The following is a 23,785-nucleotide window of genomic DNA, read 5'->3' as shown; positions in this document are numbered from 1 at the left end:
GCGGGCGTTCCGGGCCGATCCGGCCACGCTGTGCCCCGCTTGCGGCGGCCCGGCCGTTTCATAAGACGTACAGTTCGCCCACGATGCGCGATTCGCGCCGAACTGTACTCTTGTTCGCGCGAACGATGTGTGCACTCGTCGCCAACTGTTCTGCTCTTAAGATTCCAGCATCAAGGGCACAGTGCCGCAGATCCAGTCGTACCGGAACCCTGCTGGCGCATCTTCAAGAGCGAGCCAGTGCGATGGAAAAGGCAAAACCGGAGGGAAAGATCAGGAATCACGATGGCCCGGCCGACGGGCGGAACCCGTGCGTATCGGATGAGCGCAGCGGGGCGGGGCGGCTGCGCAGGCCGGCGGGAGGCACCCGATGAAACTCTATGAAAAACTCGCGGACGACATTGAGCGCCTGATCCGCCAGGGCGTGTACCGGCACGGCGACCGGATTCCGTCGGTGCGGCAGGCGAGCCAGCAGCACCGGATCAGCATCACGACCGTGCTGCACGCGTATCTGCTGCTGGAAAGCCGCGGGCTGCTCGAAAGCCGCCCGCAGTCCGGCTATTTCGTGAACCTGCGGCGCGACGACGGCCATGCGCCGGTGCGCGAGCTGCGGCCGTCGAAGCCGATCGCGATCTCGTCGTCGGTTGACGTGAGCCGGCTCGTGCTGTCGACGCTGCGTTCGATCGGCACCGACGACGCCGTGCCGCTCGGCTCGCCGTACCCGGACCCGAGCCTGTTCCCGTTCGAGAAGCTGAACCGCTATGCGTACGCGGCCGGCCGCGACAAGTCGCTGTGGGGCGTGACGGACGGATTGCCGCCCGGGCATCCGCGGCTGATCCGTCAGATCGCACGGCGCTACCTCGAAAACGGGATGTCGGTGGACCCGAACGAGATCATCGTGACGGTCGGCGCGACGGAGGCGATCAACCTGTGCCTGCAGGCGGTGGCGAAGCCGGGCGACACGATCGCGGTGGAATCGCCGACGTTCTACGCGATGCTGCACGCGATCGAGCGGATGGGGATGAAGGCGATCGAGGTGGCCACGCATCCGGAATACGGGATCGACATCGCGGCGCTGGCCGCGATCGCGAAGTCGCAGCCGATCGCCGCATGCATGGTGATGCCGAACTTCCAGAACCCGCTCGGCTTCCAGATGCCCGACGAACGCAAGCGCGAACTGGTCGAGTTCGCGACGAAGGCCGGAATGCCGCTGATCGAGAACGGTGTGTATAACGAACTGTATTTCGGCGATGCGCATCCGAGTTCGTTGAAGTCGTATGACCGCAACGGGATCGTGCTGCATTGCTCGTCGTTCTCGAAGAGCCTGACGGCCGCATACCGGATCGGCTGGGCGCTGCCGGGCCGTTATCGCGATCAGGTCGAGAAGCTGAAATTCCTGAACACGCTTGCGACGCCGTCGTTGCCGCAACTCGCGATCGCGGAGTTTCTCGAACGCGACGGTTACGAGCATCACCTGCGGCGCTTGCGCAAGGCGTATGCGCAGCAGGCGAACCTGATGCGGGCGATGGTGTCGCGGTTCTTCCCGGAAGGCACGCGCATCTCGAGCCCGGCGGGTGGTTATGTGCTGTGGGTCGAGTTGCCCGCGCAGGTCGACGCGATGCGGCTGTACCAGCTCGCGCTGGAGCAGGGCATCACGATCGGGCCCGGCTACATGTTCTCGATCACGGACAACTACCGGAACTTCATCCGGCTGAACTACAGCAGCCCGTGGTCGCCGGAGATCGAGCAGGCGGTGATTGCGGTGGGGAAGCTCGTCTCGGCTTGCATGAAGTGACGGGGGCGTGTTGTTGCTCGAGGGGGCATGACGAAGCCGGCTTGGGGCCGGCTTTGTTTTTGGTTTGGCGGGGGAGTGCGATGAGCTTTGCCACGTTGGCGTTGGCAGGACAACACCACACTGTTGAAGCTGCCATGCAGGCGTCGCCGCACGGATTCGGGGTAATACCGGTGAAAAGGCGCCGGGTTTCGAATCGCGTCGCGAAGTTGCTTGCGGTGGCGTGAAGCCCGCGGCAAATGACGACTGAACGCGAAGTGTTGGCGAATCGGAGCGAAGCACGGCAGGAATGCCTGCTTCCGCCCCGGCAGTCGAAAGCTGCGCATGCGTCGCTTGAGTTCGCGCTTGGGCGGATGACTGTTCTCGGCGCGGTTGTTCATGCGCGCAGCCGTTCTGACGAAAACATGCTCACTCTTGCGAGCTCCGGATCGGTGACGATCTTGTTCGGTGCGGAGCACTCGCTCGAAGAAGCATTGGGCCGCGGCCTTGTCACACCGCTTCGCGTCGAGCGCTGCCTCGCTTTGCTCTTCCGGTCTGTTGCCGAATCTAATCGCGAATCGTGGAGAACTCGCGTCAGCGACTCTTGTCGCAAGCCGGCGATAGATGTTGCTTCGGTATCTTGATGAATGTCGGGAGTCGAACCGGAAACGGTCGTCGTTGACGACTGATCCCGACGATCGTCAGTGAGGTGCGACCCGTCGCCGGCGCGGGGACAGGTCTCCTCGAAACATCGCGTCAGCGCGAAGCCTCGTCGTCACCGAGCCATGATCCGCGACAACCGACGGCGTTCAGGCGGCTGCCTTTTGAATCGAGTCGTGCTGCTGCTCGCCCCCGAGGCTTTCGACGAGATCGGCGAGCATCCGCGCCAATTCACCCGTCATCAGCGCGACGTCCGAATCGAAGCGTTCATCGTCGTTCTGCGCGGTGGGATCCGCCGCCTCCTTGATCACGTCGAGCGGCGTCACGCGCTTGATCGTCAGCGATGGCGTCAGCACGAACGAGATCCGGTCGTTCCAGGTCATCGCGAGGCGCATGCATTGCTTGCCGGCCTCGATGTGCCGGCGCATGTCGCTCGCTTCCAGCGCGTGGCCGACGTATCGCACCGTGGCGCCGCCTTCGCCGCTCGAACGCAACTCGGCGTCCTGGTCCACGGTGAATCCGCCCGGCGCCTCGCCGGACAGCAGCCACTCCGTCATCGCGGCAACCGGCGAATGCGCCACTTGAACGCCGGCGAGCGGCAACTGGTCGATCGATTTGACGAGCAGGCCGCGGATCTCGTCGGCGAGCGCCTGTGAAGCCGCATCGATGACGAGCCAGCCGTTCACCGTATCGATCCACACGCGAGTATCGCGGCGAATGCTGAACGCGCGCGGCAGCAGTTCGTCGGTGATCTGCTCCTTGAGTTCACGCAGCTGCTTTCGTCCGACCTTGAAGCCCTGTTGCTCCTCGACCTCGAGCGCCCGGGCCTTGGTCACCTGATTGATGACCGACGCCGGGAGCAGCTTCTTTTCCGAACGAAACACCAGCAGCATCTGCCGGTTGTTCGAATACACAAGCGCGCCGTCGTCACGCGGCGACGCCCATCCGAAGCGCTGCATCTCGATGCTGTTGCACGGCTGAAACGCGTAGGGCGCCAGCCAGGCTTCCATCTGGTCGGGGGTAACGGCCCAGGGAGCCGGAAGACGATGAAGCTGAAGATTCTTGAACCACATGGGCGTACGGGCAAAGCGCATCATTCTATATGACGGGGACGTTCGCCGGCCAGGCAGGGCATCAAACGTCGATACACCGGCTGAACGATTCCATCGCGCTGTCGCATGGACCGGCTGAATTTACCGTCGACGCCGGACGGCGACTTCGCGCGAAAGCCTGACGCCCGATGCCCGATGCCCGTCATGGACAGGATCGCACCGACAGACGCGAGCGTCGAATGCCGGCCTCGGTCGAAGCAGCGGCCCTCTGGTCGTGGAGTAGTATTCCCCCCATGTCCGGGTTATTGTTCTGCCTCTCTGGCCGACGGCCGGCCCGTCCAGGACGGGGGCAGCAAGCTCGTTGAAGGGTGTGGAAACTGCTTCAACGATACGTATGGCGGCGTTGGCCATGACAACGGCATCGACGGGAATGCATCATGTCAACCGAGTGGAAGCACCGCGTCAGACTGTTTATCCAGCGCTTCTGGCAGCCGACCAGTGCGTGCATGACCTGCATGCCGGGGAGCTGGGGCAACATCATGAGCGTTGCCCACTGGACTATCGCATTTCATACAGGTCTGCTTACGGGACTCCTGGCCGTCCTTTTGACGTTCACACCCGTGGCGAAACTCTATGCGCATCGATACGGCAATGCGCTGATCGTCGGCTGCCTGACGACGTTGGGAGACGCCTACTCGCACACGAGCCACTACCGCATCCCCTATCTCGAGCACATCGTGACGGGCGCAATTTCAGGTCTCCTGACGCTGGCGGCCTCCTATCTCCTCGAAGACCGCGCGCGACGCCTTCGGGCGGTATGGGCGCGGGTATTCGGATAGCTCGTCCGTTTCATCGGAGCACGCCAGGAAATCCGCTGACGAATGCCGTCTGTGTCGCGGCGTAAGGGGCGAGGTCAGAACTCGGTGAGAAACCCGATGTTTGATAGAAGCAGGAAGACGGCCCCCGTGACGGGCGCCTCTTCGGAAATGTCGCGATCATTCAGGTGACAATCTTGACCATCGTTTCATTGCCCGACTGAATGCGGAGGAATTCTTATACCCCAATCTGGCTGCTATCTCCTTGATTGTGTATTCCTTTTCCGCAAGATACCGCGACGTCAGATCTTGTCGGACAATATCATACAGGTCGCTAAACGATGTCCCCATTTCCTGAAGCTTCCGCTGCAAACTTCGCATTGACATTCCAAGCTTTCTGGATTGTTCCGCGATATCCTGGCACGTAGGGTCGTCATACATAAGAGCGAGCAGCCGCCCGATGAGGTCGGAAGGAACCCAGTGCGCCAGTTCAAATTCACGCTTGGCGCATGCTTTCCTTGCGACTTCGAATTCGATCGGATGGGCGAGCGGAAGGGCAGTCTCCAGCACCGATGAGCTGAATTCGAGGTAATTTTCGTTGGCGTCGAATTCGATGGGGCAGTCAAAATATTCGGCGTAAGAACTCGCGTGTGGCGGCTCGGGAAAAACAAACCCTATTCTGGAAAAAGCGGGATTGTGTCCGATCAAATCGCGTATCTGTCGACGTAAAGCGGTAAATACCATGTCGGTATTTACGACAAGCAGGTCGGTACGATAGGTATAGCCGCCGACTATAATCCTCGCGGTCTCGCCTATTGTGGTTATCCGAATTCTGAAATAACTGATCCCGAGCAACGGGTGCTCGAAGCCCATGCGCAGCGCATCGCCCAACGTTGGGCTCACCAGCATTGCGTGGCCGCGCAGGCCGTACGACGTCACCGGGATCGCATATCCGATATGCAGTCCGATCGCGCTGTTGCCGGTCGCTTCCAGCGCATTCGCAAACAGGACCATTTCCTGTGCATGCGTCACCATTGCACCGGGCCGCTCGATGTCTGCAGGAGAAATGCCGGTGCCTTTCAGCAGGACGTCGACCGGAACACCCATGCGCTTCATCAAATCGAGCGTGATGAAGATGGTGTGCAGTGGCGCTGGACATTGCGCAGCAGTGCGGCGAATCGCGTCGGCTACCGGCTTCATTCGACTCCTTGGATTCTAGTCCACAAGCAACTTTGTAAATACGACCTGACACCCGTACTCGTCCAATTCGCCGCGCTTCCACCCAAGACGCTGGTAAAAGCCATCGGCCCGCGAGCCTGGATCGGTCACAAGGGTGACATGATTCACTCCCTTGTCTTTCAGCCATGCAAGCGCACGGGCAAGCAGCTCGCGGCCGATGCCGACACCATGGAACCGCGGTGCCACAAACAAGGCCGAGATGAACGGCGTCTCGGTGATGACCGGCAGGCAGACCCCGGCGACCTCGTCGCCACATTCACAGATCCAGCCACCGCCCTGCCTGATTTTCTCGATCAGGAGGTTGCGGTTCAGAAGATGAACCTGGTGGGGATGGATTCTATTCTCGCTCACGGAGAATCGCACATCATAAAAAGCGCCGACGTCGCGCTCAGTCATCGGTCGGTATTCTAGCTGCTCAGCAGTGGCCATGTTTTTACCGTCTCTCTTCTCGTTATGTGAAATTTACGTGGCGAAACTCGGATAACTATCTCACGATTTTTGCAAATTCTCCAACGAACGTGATCGCGGGTGTCAGATAGCCGTGCTGGTCAACGGAGCACTATAACGAACATCCGTCAACAGAATTGTTGTGAGTGTTATTGATCCAGTTGAAGTGCGTCGCTTGTTGTTCGTTATGGAGCAGTTGGGGCTGCATGGAAACCGTGGCATCCACGCGTTCGCTCCGGAGGCTGGAGTCAAGCGATTCTGCCGGCGACGTCGTCGCACACCCCGCGAATTATCGGTTTGGCGTCGGCGCATGGCGCTGTGCACCGTGACCGAATATTTAGACGAAATATTCGGTTAGCCCCGAATATTGTGGATGGCGCCCTCAGTAAGACTCGAGCGCGGGAATTTCTATATATGAAATAATCCGCAATAAAATACATTTCCTCAAATTTATAATGGAAATGGCACACAGGGATAACACATTGGCGTGATCGGCACACATGCCGACTATAAATGATGCCATTGATTTGGTACGCTTCTTGCCAATCGAACTGAATGATTTGAGGTAGTTGGCAGTGCGCCGAGTCCGAATACTCAATCTGCTGAAATCATGGCGGCCAATGGCCAGCCCGACGGCGTTCGTCATGATCGCGGGCGTTGTCCTTCCGATGATCGTTCTGGCAGTGGTCTCGCTCAGTGCACCGCGCGACTTCGGCGGCGTCTCGTGGGGCGACTTCACTGCCGGCGCATACGAGCGGATTGTCTTCGATCGGGACTGGGATGGGGGACGCGTCCTTCAGCAGGGTTATCTCGCCATTTTCATCAGGTCGATGACCATGGCCGTACTGACCACCGCGGGATGTCTGCTGATCGGGTTCCCGACGGCGCTGTTCATGGCGACGCGCTCCCTGAAGTGGAAGGCCGCGTTGCTGATCCTGATCACGATCCCGTTTTGGACCTGCGTCGTCGTCCAGATGTACGGATTGATCATCGTCATTGCGGACGACGGCCTCTTGAATCAGATGCTGTCCCGAGCCGGCCTCATGCATGGCCCGCTCGGATTGCTCTACACCGATCTTGCGACGCTGATCGGTCTCGTCTATGCGTTCACGCCGTTCATGGTCCTGCCGATCTTCGCTGCGCTTGATGACTTCGACTGGCGGTTGGCCGAAGCGGCCTACGATCTGGGGGCACACAAGCCGGCGGTACTGGTCCATGTCGTCGTACCGTGTTGCCGTCCGGGCATCATGGCAGGAATCGGGCTCGTCTTCGTTCCGGCGCTGGGTTCCTATACGATCCCGGGTCTGCTCGGCGGTAACCACGCTTTCATGATCGGCAATCTGATCGACTTCCAGTTTGCCGGCGGACGGGACTGGCCTTTGGGCGCCGCGATGTCGTTCGCGTTGCTCGCCGCTGTGCTTCTGGCGATGCTCGCGTCTCGACTCGGTTCGCTGTTCCAGCGGCAGGAGCGCATTCATGATTTCGCCTGAACTGCGCCGGTTTCCGCTGACCGCAACGATCGCGTGCGCGGTGCTGGTGTTCCTCTATCTGCCGATGCTGACCGTGATGGCGATGAGCTTCAACGTCGGCCCGTCGGCCCTCATATGGGACGGGTTTGGCATTCGAGGTTACGTTGAGGCCTGGTCCGATCCGACACTGGTCCGCGCTGTGAAGAATTCGCTGTTGCTGGCGCTGGCGTCGACGGTGCTCTCCACCACGCTCGCGACGAGTGCGGCGGTCGCCTGGTGGTCGAGAAGTGACCGGCGTGGTTTCGATTCGGTCGGACTCGTCATTGCGCTTCCGCTCGCGATACCTGAAATCGTGCTGGCGATCGCGACCATGATGCTGTTCTCGATGTTCGAGTCAGAGCTTGGATTCGGCGCCGTTCTGTTTGCTCATGTGGTGTTCAGTGTGCCGCTTGCCTATCTGCCGATCAGAGCCAGACTCAAGACGATCGATCGCACGCTGCTCGAGGCGGCCGCGGACCTGTCGGCCACGCCATGGGCTGCATTTCGGCAAATTACCGCGCCTTTGGCGCTACCCGGCATCATCGCGGGGGCTTTGCTGTCATTCGTCGCGTCGATGAATGATTACGTCACCAGCTACTTTCTCGCCGGCGCCGGCATGACCACATTGCCGATGTATATCTTCGGTGCATTGAAGATCGGAATCACACCCAAGGTCAGCGCGGTGTCAACCGTCGTCATCGGCCTCTCGACAATACAACTGACGGTAGTCTGGATCATAGGTGCTCGAGGTAAAAGAAGATCCCGAGCCGAGCAGTCCGAAATACACCACGCCAATCTCCACGCAATAGGAACAGCATGAAAAAAACAATCGGTGCGATGTTGCTTCTTGCCGCTGTCACGACCCAGGCCGCCGAGCTGCATATCGGAAGCTGGCCGAACATCCTGCCTGTCAATTTGCTCAAGAAGTTCCAGGCTGATACCGGCATCGAGACGACACTCGACACCTATGCGAGCGATGCAGCGCTGACCCAGAAACTGCAGGCAGGAGGAGGGGGGTACGACGTTGTGGTCGCCGGAGACTACTACGTTCCGGTGCTCGTGAAGTCCGGCCTTCTGCTCAAGCTCGACAAGCGCAAGTTGCCGAATGTCGCAAACATCAAGCCCGAGTACCGTCATCCGTCGTTCGATCCTCAGCGGGACTACGCGATGCCCTTCACGGTCGTCCTGACCGGGTTTGCTTACGACAGCGCGCGTGTGCCGGGCGGACGCCTCGACGATAGCTGGAAGTCGTTCTTCGAGCCCCCCGTCGCACTTCGCGGCGAGGTCGGCGATCTGGACGTCGAGGAGGAACTGTACATGGCAGCGAGCTGGTATCTGGGACAGGATGAATGCACCGAGCGCCCCGACGATGCAAAACGCGTCCTCGACGTGCTGCAGAAGCAGAAACCATTCGTGAAGACCTATAGCAACGACGGAACGGTCGATCGTCTCGCGTCCAGGCAAATCATCGTTCAGCACGTCTGGAACGGTGCGGCTGCGCGGGCCCAGGATCGCTTGCCGACTATCCGATTCGTGTATCCGAAAGAGGGCGTCCGACTGTTCATGGACAGCCTGCTTATTCCGGCAAAAGCGCGAAATGTCGACTCGGCCTACAAGTTCATCGACTGGATGATGCGACCCGAGAACATCGCGCTGGTGACGAACGCGCTACGGTACAGCAACGAGATTACCGGATCGGAGCGCTACATCGATCCTGCACTGCATGACAATCCTGCGATCAAGACGCCGGAGCAGTATAAGGATCGACTCAAGCCTTACAAGATGTGTTCACCTGCAGCGATTCAACTGCGTAACAAGGTCTGGCTGAAGCTGAAGGGAAATCAATGAAGCGCGCTGAACGTCGATGGCGTCCCGGATGACCAGATCCGCTCTGGCAGATACGGAGTCGATCGTGAACGAGGCGCGCCGCGCAAGCGCGCCAGCCACTGCCTCGGCCTCTGCCCGAATCACCCAATGCGGTCGTCGTCCCCAGCGGGGATCGAACACCAGGGCACGGAGCCGGTAATCTGTCGCCGGCCCTGCCTGTGTTCGGCGACTCGCGAGATCTCGGCGCAGGCGGTTCGCGATCCCGCTCTCGATCGCGCTTTTGATGCCATACGGGTGTGGTGCGTCTGATTCATATAATTCGCACACCTATATTTAATGATCGCAACATCCGAGAACCAAGGCGAGTGCCTGGCTCTCTTCTCTTCGAGAATACGATATGCAAAGCTACCGTGATTTGAAAGAGCAGATTCAGGAACTTCAAAAGCAGGCTGAGCTTGCTCGCACTCAGGAATTGGCGAGTGCGGTCAAGGAAATACAAAAATTGATCGAGGAATTCGACCTGATGCCGGAGGACCTGTTCTCTGAGCGCAAGCTCAAGCTGCGTCGCGGCAAGCGTCGCGGCCCGGCCACGGTAAAGTATCGTGATCCGGAGTCCGGTGCCTTATGGAGCGGGCGGGGACGAGAGCCTCGGTGGATCGCTGGCCGAGCAAGGGAGCAGTTTCTGATCCACCGGTCGAATCGGATCGCGGAGCCGGCGGCATCATCGGCAGCCGATGCACTGAGTTGACTTGCCATGCCATCGTCCGTCGTCACGCATCATCCCGAATACGGTCGTTGGCCGCTGAGTGCCGGTCCGGTTCATGCATAGGCTTGTGCCCTGCCATGTCCATATCCTTGTTGCTCGACCGAATTCGCGTTGCGTCGGGACGCATTCGTGCTCGGGTTTCGAGTTGCATTCCCACGGCGAATCGCAAGCCAATCGGCCCTCAATCGTCGAGCGTTCTTGTCGAGGATCCGAGCGGGGCCGATGTGGTCCTCGCCGCTACCATTTCTGCCGTCAGAGCGGAAGCGAGTGTCTCCGAACTCGAAAGTCTCGAAGTTCGGCACTCGAGGCTGCCGACCGCGCATTTTCCGAGCACTCGCGCTCACATAGACCTGATCGGCTCACGTGTCCGGAAAGCGCAGTTCCACGCCGCGCGTGCCCGCGCCCATGCCAACGCTGCGGTTTTGATTTTCATGGGTGGAACGGAGGATCACTTGGGTCCGCCGTTGGACGACCTCAAGCGCCACGCGGAGCAAGCGAAACAGGCGCAAGTACTCGCAAGTGATCTCCTGGAAATTTCGCTCACGTTAGAGCGTAGGGCAAAATCTCGTTCTCCGCGATGCCGATGAAGACGCATTTTAAAGTCCGGCCTCTCGGAGTCAGGGACGTAAGCTGTTCTCTTCCGTTGCATGAAGTGATTCCGCGAGGGATCGCATGTGAGCTTGGCCCGGACCGACAACGGTGCTGGCAATATCCGCTGCGCCGTGATGGTCGTGCCCGCGCGAAGCTTGAATCACGTCGCGGCCGCGAACCTCGTCATACCGCTGCGCGCATTGGCGTCGGCCGCGAATTGGCGTCGGCCGCGAGGCGTCGTTCCGGTTCCGTCGCATGGATGCGATCCCATGCAAGTCCCTTGGGAGTCATCAGCCGGTGCCAAAGCGGCGGAATCGTCGCGACGACCGGCGATTGGCCGACGACGGAACGTCGTATCGCGAGATCCTCGAAAGCGTGCGCCACGCGCTGGCGGTTGAGCGCGTGAAGGCGGGCAAGCTCAGCCTGCAGGAAATTGCATTCCTGCTCGGCTACGACAGTCTCGGGAATTTCCGCCGTGCACTCATCCGCTGGGAGAGCATGTCGCCGTCCGAATTTCGTCGGGCCGAACCCCGTTCGTGAAACATTGCCAGCGACGGGCCTGTCCTGGTCGGGGCCGATTGCGATGATGCGTGTTGCCTGCGGAACCGGACGGCATCTGCGCGTACGCATCGGGCTGACGGAACCCGGGATCGGTATCGTGAAGGGCAAGCAGCCGCCGCGCGCCGGCCCGTATCCGGCACCGGAGTGATCCCGCCCGTCGCGACGTCACCCGCCCGTCACCGGCGGGAAAAACGCGACCTCGCTGTCCTCCCGCACGACGAATTCACCCGTCACCATCTCGAGGTTGACGGCCGCGCGCACGGGCCGGTCCATCCGCAGCGCGTCCGCGCTGCGGGCGTCGCGCGCGGCCAGCGTGCTGCGCAGCGCGTCGACGGTGAGTTCGCGTGCGTCGACCTCGACGGTTTCCTCGTCGCGCTCGAGTTGTTCGCGAATGCTTGCGAAGTATTTGATCGTCAGTTTCATTGCGATGTCTTGAATGGAGTCGGCGGAATCGGAAAACGCGCGGCGGACCGGCTCAGCCCCAGCGCCGCATCGCCTGGTCGTCGTGCGCCTTCGCTTCGACCCAGCCGGATTCGCCGTCGTGCCTGATCTCCTTCTTCCAGAACGGCGCGTGGGTCTTCAGGAAGTCCATCAGGAATTCGCACGCATCGAACGCACACGCGCGATGCGCGGCGGCCACCACGACCAGCACGACGGCCTGGCCGAGCGGGATGCGCCCGACGCGATGCACGATCTTCACCGCTTCGAGCTGCCAGCGCGCGCTGGCTTCCTCGACGATGCTCCACAGGGCCTGCTCGGTCATCGTCGGGTAGTGCTCGACCTCAAGCGCGACGACATCGTCGACATCACCTTCGTTACGCACGACCCCGAGAAAACTCACGACCGCGCCGACATTCGGATTGCGAACGATCGGCGCAAGCTCCGCGCCTGCGTCGATCGGCGCGTACTGCACGCGCACTTCGAAGCCGGCGGTAATCGCGGGCGGCGGTTCGTGGTGCGGGTCGGCCGCATCGACGGGAGGCGGGTGGCCGTCGGCACGCAACGGATCGTCCGGCAGCCCGGCAGGGGATTCGGTGAAGGTCGTCATGACTGGTTCTCCATTTGGCGGCGCGTGCGGTGTCGCGCGGCGGCCCTCAGCCGCCGACGAGCGACATGCGCACGGTCGGATAGGTCTTGCCCGGCACGCGGGCCGGCCGCGCGGCCCGGCGCTCGGAATAACGATCGTCGCGGTGCGTCCAGCGATCGCGCACGGCGGCGGCGAGGTCGGCGCTCGACGCTGCTTCGTCGAGCCACGGCCGCAGGTCGGTGCCTTGCGTCGCGAACAGGCACGTATAGAGTGTGCCGTCGGCCGACACGCGGGCGCGCGAACAGGTGCCGCAGAACGGATGCGACACGCTCGCGATGAAGCCGACCTCGCCTGCACCGTCGATGTGCGCGCAACGGATCGCGGTCGCATCGTGCGCCGGTTCGCCGACGAGCACGAGCGGATAGTGCGCATCGATCAGCGCGCGCATCCGCGCGGCCGGCACGACCTTGTCGCCCGACCAGGAACTCGCGCCGCCGACATCCATGTATTCGATGAAACGCACGGCCACGCCCGTATGCCGGAAGTGCCGCACGAGCGGCAGGATCTGGCCGTCGTTCACACCGCGCTCGATCACCGCGTTGACCTTGACCGGCGCGAGCCCGGCCGCCTGCGCGGCCTCGATGCCGGCCAGCACGCGCGACACGGGCACGTCGGCGTCGCTCATCCGGCGGAACATCGCGTCGTCGAGCGCATCGAGGCTGACGGTCACGCGCGACAGGCCCGCGTCGCGCAGCGAACGCGCCTTCGCGGCCAGCAGCGAGCCGTTGGTCGTCAGCGCGATTTCGACGGGCTTGCCGTCGACGGTCGTCAGCGCGGCGAGGCGTTCGATCAGCGCTTCGAGGTTACGGCGCAGCAGCGGCTCGCCGCCCGTGATGCGGATTTTTTCGACGCCGAGCGACGTGAACGCGCGGGCGATCTTTTCCAGTTGCGCGAACGACAGGCGTTCGGACGACGGCATGAACGCATAGTCTGCACCGAAGCTTTCGCGCGGCATGCAGTAGCCGCAGCGGAAATTGCACTGGTCGATGACGGACAGGCGCAGGTCGCGCAGCGGGCGGCCGAGCGTGTCGGTCGGGCGGGGGAAGGCGCCGGGCGATGCGCCGCCGGAAGCTGCGGCGGCGGCCGGCGCGGCGGAAACGATGGCATTCACGATCGGTTCGTCGGCCTGCATGAAGTAAGCGAAGGGGCGGCGCCGGTCGGCCGTGCGCATGCCGAAATGGCGGCGCACGGCGCGTGACGAGCCTCATCGTGAGGATAGTCCGCCGGGTTTTTCCGGCAGGGACACAATCGCGCCCGAATTGCAGGAATACAGTTCGCGGCGCGGGACGCGCGACGCACGCGCGGTAGCGGCAGCGGGCGCGTGTCGGGCGTCGCGCTCATGCGAGCCACGGCGCGAATTCGTAATACGGTACCGCGTCGCCGTTCGCGATGCGTCGCCCGGCGGGCAGCCGGGCCAGCCCGCTCGCCTGCACGAGCGACTGCAGCGTGCCGGCGCCTTGCTGGCGGAGCGTATCGAGGACGGGCATGCCGTCGAGGCCGACCGTGCAGTGCACGCGCACGAAGCGCTCGCGCTGCGCGTCCGGTTCGAAGTCGCCGTCGATCGGCAGCGACGGCACGGTCGGCAGGCGTGCGGCGCGCCCCTGCAGGCGGCGGATCAGCGGCGCGACGAACAGCGCGAACGCGGTCATCGCCGCGCCGGGGTTGCCGGGCAGCAGCACCACCGGCCGCGTGTCGAGCCGCGCGAGTGCAACCGGCTTGCCGGGCTTCATGCGCACGCCGGCGACGATGAACGATGCGCCGAGCGCGTCGAGCGCGGGGCGCAGCAGATCCTTGTCGCCGACCGACGCGCCGCCGACGCAGATCACCAGGTCGCAGCCCGCGTGCAGATCGCGTAGCGCGCGATCGACGGCGGGCGCGGTGTCGGCCGCATGCAGGCTCATCGCGACCTCGGCGCCGGTGCCCGAGACCAGCGCGCCGAGCATCGGCGCATTGCTGTTGTAAATCTGTTGCGGCGCGCGCGGCTGGCCGCACGCGACGAGTTCGTCGCCGGTCGTCAGGATGCCGACGCGCAGCGCCGGACGCACGTCGATACGCGCGAACCCTTGCGCGGCGGCCACGCCGACATGCATCGCACTCATGCGCACGCCGGCCGGCACGAGGAGGTCACCGGCGCGCACTTCCTCGCCCCGGCGGCGGATGTGCGAACCGCTGCGCTGCGGCGCGTCGAATGCGACCCGGCCGTCCTGCTCGTGCGCATGCTCCTGCATCACGACGGTGTCCGCGCCGGGCGGAATCAGGCTGCCGGTGAAGAGGCGCGCGGCCGTGCGCGGGGCCAGCGGCGCCGGCATGTCGCCCGCATAACAGCGCTGCGCGACGTGCAGCGGCTCACCGAGTGCGAGATCCGCGTGACGCACGGCGTAGCCGTCCATCGCGCTCTGGTCGGCCGGCGGCTGGTCGAGCACGGCGGTGAGCGGCGCGGCCAGCACGTGGCCTGCCGCTTCGGCGACCGGGACGGACAGGGTGGCCCCGAGCGGCGCGAACGCGCTCGCGAAATGCTGCTGCGCGGTATCGAAATCGGTCAGTGGTTTCATCAGGAGAAGTCCGGGTGTGCTTGCGCAAGCGCCGGTTGGTCGGGGTGAACGGCGTCGGGCGACACGTACTCGACGAAGCCGTCGTTGCGGCAGAAGCCCAGCAGCCGCACGCCGGCTTCGCGGGCGACGTCGATCGCGAGCGACGTCGGCGCCGAGATCGTCGCGATCATCGGGATGCCGACCCGCGCGGCCTTGCGCACCAGTTCGTAGCTCGCGCGGCTCGACAGGAACACGAAGCCGTCGTGCAGGTCGGCGCGGCGCCGGGCGAGCCGGCCGATCAGCTTGTCGAGCGCGTTGTGGCGGCCGACGTCCTCGAACACGTCGAGCACGGCGCCGTCCCGGTCGCACCAGGCGGCCGCGTGGATGCCGCCGGTCTCGCGCATCAGCGTCTGATGGGCCGGCAGCGTGCGCGCGGCGCGTGCGATCGCGTCGGCGCCGATGCCGGCGGCCGCGCCGGCGGCGGCGATGCGCGGCGGGTGCAGGTCGAGCTGCGCGATGCTTTCGATCCCGCAGACACCGCAGCCGGTGCGGCCGGCCAGCGCGCGTCGGTGCGCCTTCAGCGCCATGAACGCCTGCTGCGACACGGTCAGGCGCACTTCGGCGCTGCCGGGCCGGCATTCGCTCTCGATGTCGAACACGTCCGACGCACGCTCGACGATGCCTTCGCTGAGCACGAAGCCGAGGCCGAACGCGTCGAGGTCGATCGGGGTCGCCATCATGACCGTGTGTGCAATACCGTTGACCACGAGTGCAACCGGCGTTTCGTCGACGACGCGATCGACGGTGTCGCGCACTTCGCCGGCACGGTGACGTGTCACATGACACGCGGTGCTGCCGGTCGGCTCGTCGCGGCGGATGCAGGACTCCATGCGGTTTCTCCAGGCGGATCGGCCGGCGGGCCGGCCGGGTCGGGCGCGTGCGCCGGACCAGGGGAATCGGGGCTGCCGGGCGGGCGCGGCCGAGAGGCGCGCCGTGGCCGCGGGCAGGCATTGCATCGGATGTTAACGGGGATGAACAGTGCGCCCGATGTACAGCGCCGCAGTGCGGAAAGCAGTACAGCTGAACGTCCCGCCGGCGCGAAATGTGTTTTCCGTACACACATCTTCGGCAACGGAAGCAGCACAGTTTCAGCGCACGTTCGAACGATTGCGAGTATCGTTGCAAACGCGATATCGTCATTCACGCTCCGATGCCATGCGAGTGCCCGTTTTGTATTCGCATGTGTCTTCGGCAAGCCGTCGCGCGATTTCCTGCTTCGGGCGGACGTCCTCACAAACACGAGCAAATTACGGTCATGGAAATCTTCGATGCGTTCCATCTCGCACGATTGCAATTCGCATTCACGGTGTCGTTCCACATCGTGTTTCCCGCGATCAGCATCGGTATGGCGAGCTTCCTGGCGGTGCTGGAATGGCGCTATCTCGTCTCCGGCGACGCCGCCTACAAATCCATGTTCCAGTTCTGGTCGAAGATCTTCGCGATCGGCTTCGGGATGGGCGTGGTCTCCGGCGTCGTGATGGCGTATGAATTCGGCACGAACTGGGCCGGCTTCTCGCGCGTCGCGGGCAACATCACGGGCCCGCTGCTCACCTATGAAGTGCTGACGGCGTTCTTCCTCGAAGCCGGCTTCCTCGGCGTGATGCTGTTCGGCTGGCAGCGCGTGAGCCCGCGCGCCCACTTCTTCGCGACGCTGATGGTCGCGGTCGGCACGCTGATCTCGACGTTCTGGATTCTCGCGTCGAACAGCTTCATGCAGACGCCGCAGGGCTACAAGATCGAGAACGGCCTCGTCGTGCCGGTCGACTGGTTCAAGGTCGTGTTCAACCCGTCGTTCCCTTACCGTCTCGTGCACATGACGATCGCGGCGTTCATCGTCGCGGGCTTCATCGTCGCCGCGTGCGGTGCGTGGCACCTGCTGAAGGGGCGCCGCGACGAGCCGGTGAAGCGCAGCTTCTCGATGGCGCTGTGGATGCTGCTGGTGCTTGCGCCGATCCAGATCGTCGTCGGGGACGCGCACGGGCTGAACACGCGCGAATACCAGCCGGCGAAGATCGCGGCGATCGAAGGGCTGTGGGAAACCGAGAAGGGCGGCACGGCGCTGAACCTCGTCGGGCTGCCCGACATGCAGGCGGAAACCACGCGCTATGCGATCCAGGTGCCGCACCTCGGCAGCCTGATCCTCACCCACAGCTGGGACGGCGAGATTCGCGGGCTGAAGGAATTCCCGCCGCAGGACCGCCCGTACTCGCCGATCATCTTCTGGACGTTCCGGATCATGGCGGGCCTCGGGATGCTGATGCTGCTGACCGCGCTGCTCGGGTTGCTGCTGAGAAAGGGCGGGCGCCTCTATGAAACGCGCTGGTTCCAGTGGTTCGTGGTCTGCATGGGGCCTTCCGGCATCGTCGCGCTGCTGGCCGGCTGGATCACGACCGAGGTCGGGCGGCAGCCGTGGACCGTGTACGGCGTGCTGCGCACCGTCGATTCCGTCTCTCCGCTCAACGCTCAGCAGGTCGGCGTGTCGCTGCTGGTCTTCGTGGTCGTGTACTTCCTGGTATTCGGAACAGGTATCTACTACATGATGAAACTGATGAAGCGCGGGCCGGCTGCCCAGGCCGGGTATATCGAGCTGCACCGGCATCCGGGGCTGCGCAAGAGTGCGCTGTCCACGCCGCTGAACGTGACCGAAGCGGAGTAAGCCATGCAAATCGATCTTCCTGTCGTGTGGGCCGCGATCATCGGCCTCGGTGTATTCATCTACGTGATGCTGGACGGCTTCGATCTCGGCATCGGCCTGCTGTTTCCGTTCTTCGATGCGAAGGCCGAGCGGCAGGTGATGCTCGACACCGTCGCGCCGGTGTGGGACGGCAACGAGACGTTCCTGGTGCTCGGCGGCGCGGGGCTCTATGGCGCGTTCCCGGTCGTCTATTCGACGCTGCTGCCCGCGAACTACCTGCCGCTGGTCCTGATGCTGGTCGGGCTGATCTTTCGCGGCGCGGCGTTCGAGCTGCGCGCGAAGGCCACCCGCACGCAACACATGTGGGATCTCGCGTTCATCGGCGGCTCCGCGCTCGCGGCGTTCTGCCAGGGGATCGTGCTCGGTTCGCTGCTGCAGGGGATCAAGATCGTGAACAACCAGTTCGCGGGCGGGCCGTTCGACTGGCTGTCGCCGTTCAGCCTGATGTGCGGAATCGGCGTGCTCGTCACGTATGCGACGCTCGGCTGCGGCTGGCTGATCCTGAAGGTCGACGGCGAGTTGCAGCGCAAGATGCGGCTGCTGATGAAGCCGCTCGCGGGCGTGCTGCTCGCCGTGATGGGCGTGGTCAGCCTGTGGACCGTGATCGGGCTGCCGGCCGTCGCGCACCGCTGGTTCGGCAGCGGCAACCTGGGCTGGTTCCTGCCGGTGCCGATCCTCGTCGTTGCATGCGTGTGGGGCATCTTCCACTCGGTGAAGCGCGCGCACGAGGCCACGCCGTTCCTGCTGACGCTCGCGCTCGTGTTCCTCGGCTACACGGGGCTCGTGATCAGCATCTGGCCGAACATCGTGCCCCCGTCGCTGTCGATCTGGGATGCATCGTCGAGCCATTCGAGCCAGAAGTTCGCGCTGATCGGCACCGTGATCGTGCTGCCGATCATCCTCGTGTACAACGCGATGCAGTACCGCGTGTTCCGCGGCAAGGTGCGCGAGGGCGACGTCGGCTATCACTGAGCGCCGCATGATGTGACGGGCGCGGCGCGCGCGGGCGTATCATCTCGCGCAGCACGGCGCCCGGCCCGGCATCCACCCGACAGCGGCCCGCCACGCGCGGGCCGCTGCGCATCGGGCGCCGGCGTGCCGTATCGCGTATTTCCCTGGCAGTCGAGAAAACACCATGATCGTCCGACCACGACAAAACTGGCTCAGGATGCTGTTCGTCTGGAACGGCTCCGTGCTGCAATCGATCATTCCGCAGCTCGTGTTCATGGCGATCGTCAGCACGCTGGCGGTCTTCACGAACGGGCGCATCTTCGGCGAGAAGATTCCCCTCAATACCGCGCCGTTCACGCTGTTCGGGCTGGCGCTCGCGATCTTCCTCGCGTTTCGCAACAACGCGAGCTTCGAGCGGTTCAAGGAGGCGCGGCATCTGTGGGGCAACCTGCTGATCGCGGCGCGCGCGCTAACGTCGCAACTGAATCGCTACCTGCCCGACAGCGTCGGCGACGCCGAGCGCGACCGGCTTGCCGACCTGCTGATCGCGTTCACCTATGCGCTGAAGCATCAGCTGCGTCATACCGATCCGACACAGGACCTGCAGCGGATCCTCGGCGCGGAACGCACCGCCGCGCTCGCGGGCAAGTGTTTCAAGCCCGTGGCGATCCTCGACGAGTTGCGCGGCAGCATCGTCCGCGCGCTGGGCCGCGCGCCCGGCAGCGACGCGACCTGCTGGATGTTCGAGGCGCAACTCGACGAGCTCGGCAAATCGGTCGGCGGTTGCGAGCGCATCCTGTCCACGCCGATCCCGTTCTCGTACAGCGTGCTGCTGCATCGCACCGTGTATGCGTATTGCGTGCTGCTGCCGTTCGGCCTCGTCGATTCGACGGAGTTCTTCACGCCGCTGATCTGCGTGTTCATCGCATATACGCTGATCGCACTCGAGGCGATCGCGAACGAGGTGGCCGAGCCGTTCGGCCTCGCGCCGAACGCGCTGGCGCTCGATGCGATGGCACGCACGATCGAACGGTCGGTGCTCGAACTGGGCGATCGCCCGCTGCCGGAGGAATTCGTGCCGGCGTCGACGTACCAGATCACGTAGGTGGGGGCGCGGAAGGAGCGGGTCGCGTCGGGCGCTAGAATGGCGCTGGCCTGTTCTGTGGACCTGACGCAATGACCCTCGTCGACACCTATCTCGCCGGCCTGCGTGCCGTGCTGCCCGACACCGACAACGCGGCGCTCGCCGCCGCCACGGGCGCGACGCCCGCGCAGCTCGACGCGCTGCGTGCCGCGTATCCGCAGTGCCCGGCCAGCCTGCTCGAACTGCTCGGCAAGCTCGACGGCACCTACTGGCGCGACTACGGCGGCACGTCGATCAACGTGCTGGTGCTGGGCTCCGACGTTCACGAATACCCGTATTACCTGCTGTCGGCCGCGCAGATGCTCGAGGAAGGGGCGAAGTACCGCGACAGCATCGCCGAGATCTACGGCGACGACGCGAACGACGACGGCGAACTCGTCGACCCGCGCATCGACATCGCGCTGCCGATGGGCCGGCGGCTGTGCTTCTCGCATTGCATGAACAACGGCGGCACGTCGCAGCTCTACATCGACTTCGAGCCGGCCGCGGGCGGCAAGGTCGGGCAGGTCGTGCGCTTCCTGCACGATCCCGACAGCTATGCGGTGATCGCCGACGACTTCGACGGTTACCTGCGCCAGCTGATCGACGGCGGTTATGCGTTTGTCATCGATTTCGACGAAGAATAGCGGCGGCGACGGCTGCTATTTCAGAGAGGTTGAAATGCGAATCTACGTGACGAGTATTTTTGTCGACGACCAGGACAAGGCGTTGACGTTCTATACCGACAAGCTCGGTTTCAAGCTGAAGAACAACGTGCCCGTGGGCGGGTACCGCTGGCTGACCGTGGTGTCGAAGGATCAGCCGGACGGCACCGAGCTGCTGCTCGAGCCGAGCAACCATCGGGCGGTCGGGCCTTACAAGCAGGCGCTGTACGAGGACGGCATTCCGGCGGCATCGTTCCAGGTCGACGATCTCGATGCGGAATTCGCGCGGCTCAGGGATCTCGACGTTCATTTCACGCTGGAGCCGATGGACGCGGGGCCCGTGCGCGTCGCGATCGTCGACGATACCTGCGGGAACCTGATTCAACTGATGCAGATGAAGTGACGCCGCGCCGCTCGAGGTTGATCTACACGATGTTGTCCAGTGCCTTGACGTCTGCAATTCGAGGGTCGGTGATCCAGAGCGCATCGATCATCTGAAACACCAACGGGGCCAGCGGCGTACCGATGACCTGCTCCCGGGCAAGCGCGAATTCAAACAAGTCGGAAATATCGACACCCCGTTCCGCGGCGTTCACGACGGAGACAGGACCGCCTCCCTCGCGCGGAATATAGATCAATGAAACCAGGACGCGGTCGGCAGGCCCGGCGCTTTCCCCCCAGTCGCCCAACACGAGGTCGATGATCGGTGGATGGTCCGGCCTTTTCCGGGTGCCCATTGGATGAAGTAGACGCCAACCACTGAATCGTCTTGATGCAGTTCGCCCGTGATTCTCCTCGTCTCGCTACCACAACACGCACAATTGAAAGTGGATGCTTCACCCGGGTACGCGTGTATCGATTCGTCGGCTGACATTGGGCGGAGTCCCGAAAGTAGTTGCAGGTCGAAGGCGGCGGTTCCTGCGGGGATTCGCGCGGTTCTCCTATCCAGGACCAGGCTCGCGGACAGGAGAACCGCCGAAATGAAGCCTATCAAGAAACCGGGTCACCGACCTCGAAGTGCTCCACCAATGTGCTCGGAAGGACGTCGTCCGTGGATCGCATGCGAAACGATAGCGGGGTGCGCGGGCGCGGCATCGGCGGAGTGGACCAAGGGACGGCCCGCTACCGCCATGAACGACATCGCGTGTGACAGTGTCGGGTGTGCAGGTATTGCCCACGAGCGGCAGCGTGGCTTCGGCGCGAATTGTCGCGCTCATGTAGACTCGTGTGCCCTTCAACGGAGTAGATGCAATGCAACTGCTTGATCACGTGTCAATCAGCGTGCCGGATATCGAACTGGCGCGCCCGTTCTACGATGCCATCATGGCCGCGCTGGGCGCGGCCAGGGTCTATGACCGGGGCACCGCACTCGGCTACGGCGAACGCTGCAATGCGAACGACACCGCATCGACCTTTCTCGCGATCTACCTGGATCCCGCCGAAGTCGGCGTGAGCAAGCGGCACTGGTGCTTCAAGGCCGCGAGCCGCGCGCAGGTGGATGCGTTTTTCGAGGCCGGCCTCGCGACGGGCGGCCAGTCCGACGGTGAGCCCGGCTTGCGGCCGCATTATCACGGCGACTACTACGGGGCGTTTCTCGTCGACCCGGCCGGCAACCGGGTCGAGGCGGTGTGCCACGCGTCCGTGCCGGCAAACGCATCGTGACGAGAGGCGGTTGCAGCGACGCACGCACGCGCACCTGATGCGGTGATCGCCACGCGCCGGCCCGATACCGTCCGGCGCGCGGCGCGCGTTCACGCGCGCGCTGCCTGCGCCGCTCAATCGAAGTAGTTCAACCCCATCGCCCCCTTCACCTCCGCGAGCGTCGCGCCGGCCACGTCCCGCGCGTGCATCGTGCCGCGCTTCAGGATCGCCATCACCTCGGCCTTGTCGGCCTCGAATTCGCGGCGGCGCGCGCGGATCGGCTCGATCAGCGCCTGCAGCCGCTCGTTCAGCACGCGCTTGACGACGCTGTCGCCGAGCCCGCCGCGACGGTAGTGTGCCTTCAACTCGTCGACCTTCTGCACGTCGGGTTCGAACGCATCGAGGAACGTGAACACGACGTTGCCCTCGACCTGGCCGGGATCGCTCACGCGCAGGTGGTTCGGGTCCGTGTACATGTCCTTCACGGCCTGCGTGATCTCGTCCGGCGTCGAGCCGAGCGTGATCGCGTTGCCGAGCGACTTGCTCATCTTCGCCTTGCCGTCGATCCCCGGCAGCCGCGTGACCGCCGACAGCACGGCCTCGCATTCGACCAGCACGGGCTGCTCGACCGTCGCGTTGAAGCGGCGCACGAGTTCGTTGGTCTGCTCGATCATCGGCAACTGGTCGTCGCCGACCGGCACGTGCGTCGCCTTGAACGCGGTGATGTCGGCCGCCTGGCTCACCGGGTAGGTCAGGAAGCCGGCCGGGATGTCGCGCTCGAAACCGCGCAGGCGGATCTCTTCCTTGATGGTCGGGTTGCGTTCGAGGCGCGCGACCGTGACGAGGTTGAGCAGGTATTGCGACAGCTCGGCGAGCTCGGGCACCTGCGACTGCACGACGATCGTCGAGATTGCCGGATCGATGCCGACGGCGAGATAGTCGAGCGCGACTTCGATCACGTTCTCGGTGACGCGCTGGCGGCGGCCCATGTTGTCGGTCAGCGCCTGCGTGTCGGCGAGCAGCAGGAACTGCTTCGCTTCGTGCTGCATCTGCACGCGCGCGCGCAGCGAGCCGATGTAGTGGCCGAGGTGCAGCGGGCCGGTCGTGCGGTCGCCGGTGAGGATGGTCGGTCGGGTCGGGTGGGTCATGTTGATCGTTGCTCCGGGTTATCGAAGCCGCCAGCCATGACGTCTGCGCAGAAACGCAAATGCCGCCATGGCTGGCGGCATCACGTTTGGGACATGCAAAAGGAAACGGGCCGCCTGGGTCAGGCGCGCCACCAGCAATGCACGTTCGGCGAGGCGGGTCGGGTTTCCATTGCGCGAGTATAGCGTAGTGCGGGGACGGACGTGCCGTGTCAGCGGATGACGGACTCCATCGCAAGGTAGGCGGTTTCGGCCGACGGCCACAGCAGGTACAGCAGGCCGGCCATCAACAGCAGCGCGCCGGCGCGTACCAGCGGCGTGCGGTCTTTCTCGCGCGGGAGGCGGGTGGGCGGCTTCGAGTTCTTCATGCTTGCTGGCGCGCGAGGCGCCACTCCAACGGTTGCTGCAACGGGTCGGGTGAGGCGACGCCGGGGTGTTGCGGGGTTCGACGGGGGCTGGGGTGCGGCCGGGCACCGTGTCGCCCGGGCGGGACGGCGGGTTGGCCGCTGGCGGGCATAAAAAGGGACGGTTGAACGCCCTTTGGCTGCCATCCATGCCGAGGCGACCGGCATCCTACCAGTTCGGCGGCGTGGACACAGTCAAGAATTGTCGGGGGCAGGGCCGCAGGAGGCAGGGGGGCGCGTCGAATGGTC

General features: G+C 63.8%; 25 protein-coding genes. 14 read left to right on the top strand and 11 right to left on the bottom strand.

The features are described from left to right. Positions 1-367: 367 nt before the first annotated feature. Both DPV79_RS17325 and DPV79_RS43875 read left to right on the top strand, forming a co-directional pair. Entirely contained in the window at positions 368-1,792 is a 1,425-nt protein-coding gene (locus DPV79_RS17325) for an aminotransferase-like domain-containing protein (RefSeq protein ID WP_113046028.1), read from the top strand. Between the two features lie 236 nt (positions 1,793-2,028). After that, positions 2,029-2,412, top strand: coding sequence for a hypothetical protein (locus DPV79_RS43875; RefSeq protein WP_133295679.1), 384 nt, complete (start codon positions 2,029-2,031; stop codon positions 2,410-2,412). A 165-nt stretch (positions 2,413-2,577) separates the two neighbouring features. On the opposite strand, the gene DPV79_RS17320 is transcribed toward DPV79_RS43875, so the two are convergent. Continuing rightward, the gene (locus DPV79_RS17320) at positions 2,578-3,501 is read right to left on the bottom strand and encodes a recombination-associated protein RdgC (RefSeq protein WP_113046027.1); all 924 of its coding nucleotides are present in this window, start codon (positions 3,499-3,501) and stop codon (positions 2,578-2,580) included. Positions 3,502-3,917: 416 nt separating this feature from the next. Between DPV79_RS17320 and DPV79_RS17315 the strand changes: the two genes are divergently transcribed. Next, on the top strand, positions 3,918-4,319 hold the full coding sequence (locus DPV79_RS17315) for a hypothetical protein (RefSeq protein WP_021157904.1): 402 nt from the start codon (positions 3,918-3,920) through the stop codon (positions 4,317-4,319). 156 nt (positions 4,320-4,475) lie between these two features. Here DPV79_RS17315 and DPV79_RS17310 read toward each other — a convergent pair whose 3' ends face one another. Both DPV79_RS17310 and DPV79_RS17305 read right to left on the bottom strand, forming a co-directional pair. Next, positions 4,476-5,495: an AraC family transcriptional regulator gene (locus tag DPV79_RS17310; protein WP_113046026.1), complete on the bottom strand. Its 1,020-nt coding sequence runs from the start codon at positions 5,493-5,495 to the stop codon at positions 4,476-4,478. 15 nt (positions 5,496-5,510) lie between these two features. Next, positions 5,511-5,963, bottom strand: a complete 453-nt coding sequence (locus DPV79_RS17305; RefSeq protein WP_048028446.1) for a GNAT family N-acetyltransferase — start codon at positions 5,961-5,963, stop codon at positions 5,511-5,513. Between the two features lie 662 nt (positions 5,964-6,625). On the opposite strand from DPV79_RS17305, the gene DPV79_RS17300 reads away from it, so the two are divergent. The 5 genes from DPV79_RS17300 to DPV79_RS17280 all read left to right on the top strand — a co-directional run bounded on the left by DPV79_RS17300 (position 6,626) and on the right by DPV79_RS17280 (position 11,213). Then, positions 6,626-7,471: an ABC transporter permease gene (locus DPV79_RS17300; RefSeq protein WP_113046059.1), complete on the top strand. Its 846-nt coding sequence runs from the start codon at positions 6,626-6,628 to the stop codon at positions 7,469-7,471. Further along, positions 7,458-8,309 (top strand): ABC transporter permease, encoded by an 852-nt coding sequence (locus DPV79_RS17295; protein WP_113046025.1) that lies wholly within the window; start codon positions 7,458-7,460, stop codon positions 8,307-8,309. Before DPV79_RS17300 ends, DPV79_RS17295 begins: the two co-directional genes overlap by 14 nt. Further along, complete coding sequence (locus DPV79_RS17290) at positions 8,306-9,337, top strand: extracellular solute-binding protein (protein ID WP_021157909.1); 1,032 nt, start codon at positions 8,306-8,308, stop codon at positions 9,335-9,337. The genes DPV79_RS17295 and DPV79_RS17290 overlap by 4 nt, the downstream gene beginning before the upstream one ends. 376 nt (positions 9,338-9,713) lie before the next feature. Then, entirely contained in the window at positions 9,714-10,064 is a 351-nt protein-coding gene (locus tag DPV79_RS17285; protein ID WP_059485994.1) for an H-NS histone family protein, read from the top strand. A gap of 864 nt (positions 10,065-10,928) precedes the next feature. Beyond that, entirely contained in the window at positions 10,929-11,213 is a 285-nt protein-coding gene (locus DPV79_RS17280) for a helix-turn-helix domain-containing protein (RefSeq protein ID WP_244321770.1), read from the top strand. 186 nt (positions 11,214-11,399) lie between these two features. Here DPV79_RS17280 and moaD read toward each other — a convergent pair whose 3' ends face one another. From moaD to fdhD, 5 genes are all read right to left on the bottom strand, one after another. Beyond that, complete coding sequence (moaD, locus tag DPV79_RS17275; RefSeq protein ID WP_021157913.1) at positions 11,400-11,657, bottom strand: molybdopterin converting factor subunit 1; 258 nt, start codon at positions 11,655-11,657, stop codon at positions 11,400-11,402. Between the two features lie 52 nt (positions 11,658-11,709). Continuing rightward, positions 11,710-12,282, bottom strand: coding sequence for a molybdenum cofactor biosynthesis protein MoaE (locus DPV79_RS17270; RefSeq protein ID WP_113046024.1), 573 nt, complete (start codon positions 12,280-12,282; stop codon positions 11,710-11,712). 46 nt (positions 12,283-12,328) lie between these two features. Further along, positions 12,329-13,453 (bottom strand): GTP 3',8-cyclase MoaA, encoded by a 1,125-nt coding sequence (gene moaA / locus DPV79_RS17265; protein ID WP_113046058.1) that lies wholly within the window; start codon positions 13,451-13,453, stop codon positions 12,329-12,331. Positions 13,454-13,658: 205 nt separating this feature from the next. Further along, complete coding sequence (locus DPV79_RS17260; protein ID WP_113046023.1) at positions 13,659-14,873, bottom strand: molybdopterin molybdotransferase MoeA; 1,215 nt, start codon at positions 14,871-14,873, stop codon at positions 13,659-13,661. Further along, entirely contained in the window at positions 14,873-15,742 is an 870-nt protein-coding gene (fdhD, locus tag DPV79_RS17255; protein WP_027792470.1) for a formate dehydrogenase accessory sulfurtransferase FdhD, read from the bottom strand. Before fdhD ends, DPV79_RS17260 begins: the two co-directional genes overlap by 1 nt. Positions 15,743-16,167: 425 nt before the next feature. Between fdhD and DPV79_RS17250 the strand changes: the two genes are divergently transcribed. The 5 genes from DPV79_RS17250 (at position 16,168) to DPV79_RS17230 (ending at position 20,749) form a co-directional block, all read left to right on the top strand. After that, a complete protein-coding gene (locus tag DPV79_RS17250; RefSeq protein ID WP_113046022.1) occupies positions 16,168-17,568 on the top strand; it encodes a cytochrome ubiquinol oxidase subunit I in 1,401 nt (466 codons plus the stop codon). 3 nt (positions 17,569-17,571) lie between these two features. Then, a complete protein-coding gene (gene cydB, locus DPV79_RS17245) occupies positions 17,572-18,579 on the top strand; it encodes a cytochrome d ubiquinol oxidase subunit II (RefSeq protein ID WP_021157920.1) in 1,008 nt (335 codons plus the stop codon). A 163-nt stretch (positions 18,580-18,742) separates the two neighbouring features. After that, positions 18,743-19,663 carry a bestrophin family protein gene (locus DPV79_RS17240; RefSeq protein WP_021157921.1) on the top strand — a complete coding sequence of 307 codons (921 nt, stop codon included), beginning with the start codon at positions 18,743-18,745 and terminating at the stop codon, positions 19,661-19,663. Between the two features lie 71 nt (positions 19,664-19,734). Beyond that, the gene (locus tag DPV79_RS17235; RefSeq protein WP_113046021.1) at positions 19,735-20,328 is read left to right on the top strand and encodes an SMI1/KNR4 family protein; all 594 of its coding nucleotides are present in this window, start codon (positions 19,735-19,737) and stop codon (positions 20,326-20,328) included. Between the two features lie 34 nt (positions 20,329-20,362). After that, complete coding sequence (locus DPV79_RS17230; protein ID WP_021157923.1) at positions 20,363-20,749, top strand: VOC family protein; 387 nt, start codon at positions 20,363-20,365, stop codon at positions 20,747-20,749. 22 nt (positions 20,750-20,771) lie between these two features. Here the strand turns inward: DPV79_RS17230 and DPV79_RS17225 are convergent, their stop codons facing one another. After that, the gene (locus tag DPV79_RS17225) at positions 20,772-21,083 is read right to left on the bottom strand and encodes a hypothetical protein (protein ID WP_113046020.1); all 312 of its coding nucleotides are present in this window, start codon (positions 21,081-21,083) and stop codon (positions 20,772-20,774) included. A 514-nt stretch (positions 21,084-21,597) separates the two neighbouring features. Here DPV79_RS17225 and DPV79_RS17220 point away from each other — a divergent pair. Further along, entirely contained in the window at positions 21,598-22,008 is a 411-nt protein-coding gene (locus DPV79_RS17220; RefSeq protein WP_060060917.1) for a VOC family protein, read from the top strand. A gap of 113 nt (positions 22,009-22,121) precedes the next feature. Here the strand turns inward: DPV79_RS17220 and trpS are convergent, their stop codons facing one another. Both trpS and DPV79_RS42680 read right to left on the bottom strand, forming a co-directional pair. Next, a complete protein-coding gene (trpS, locus tag DPV79_RS17215) occupies positions 22,122-23,135 on the bottom strand; it encodes a tryptophan--tRNA ligase (protein ID WP_043192038.1) in 1,014 nt (337 codons plus the stop codon). 209 nt (positions 23,136-23,344) lie between these two features. Beyond that, positions 23,345-23,500 (bottom strand): hypothetical protein, encoded by a 156-nt coding sequence (locus DPV79_RS42680; protein WP_021157927.1) that lies wholly within the window; start codon positions 23,498-23,500, stop codon positions 23,345-23,347. Between the last annotated feature and the right edge of the window lie 285 nt (positions 23,501-23,785).

Origin of the sequence: Burkholderia reimsis (genome assembly GCF_003294055.1) — a bacterium.
Taxonomy (GTDB): Bacteria; Pseudomonadota; Gammaproteobacteria; order Burkholderiales; family Burkholderiaceae; genus Burkholderia; species Burkholderia cepacia.
Note: the sequence above shows the minus strand (reverse complement) of the source record. Positions and strands in the feature narration are given on the sequence as shown.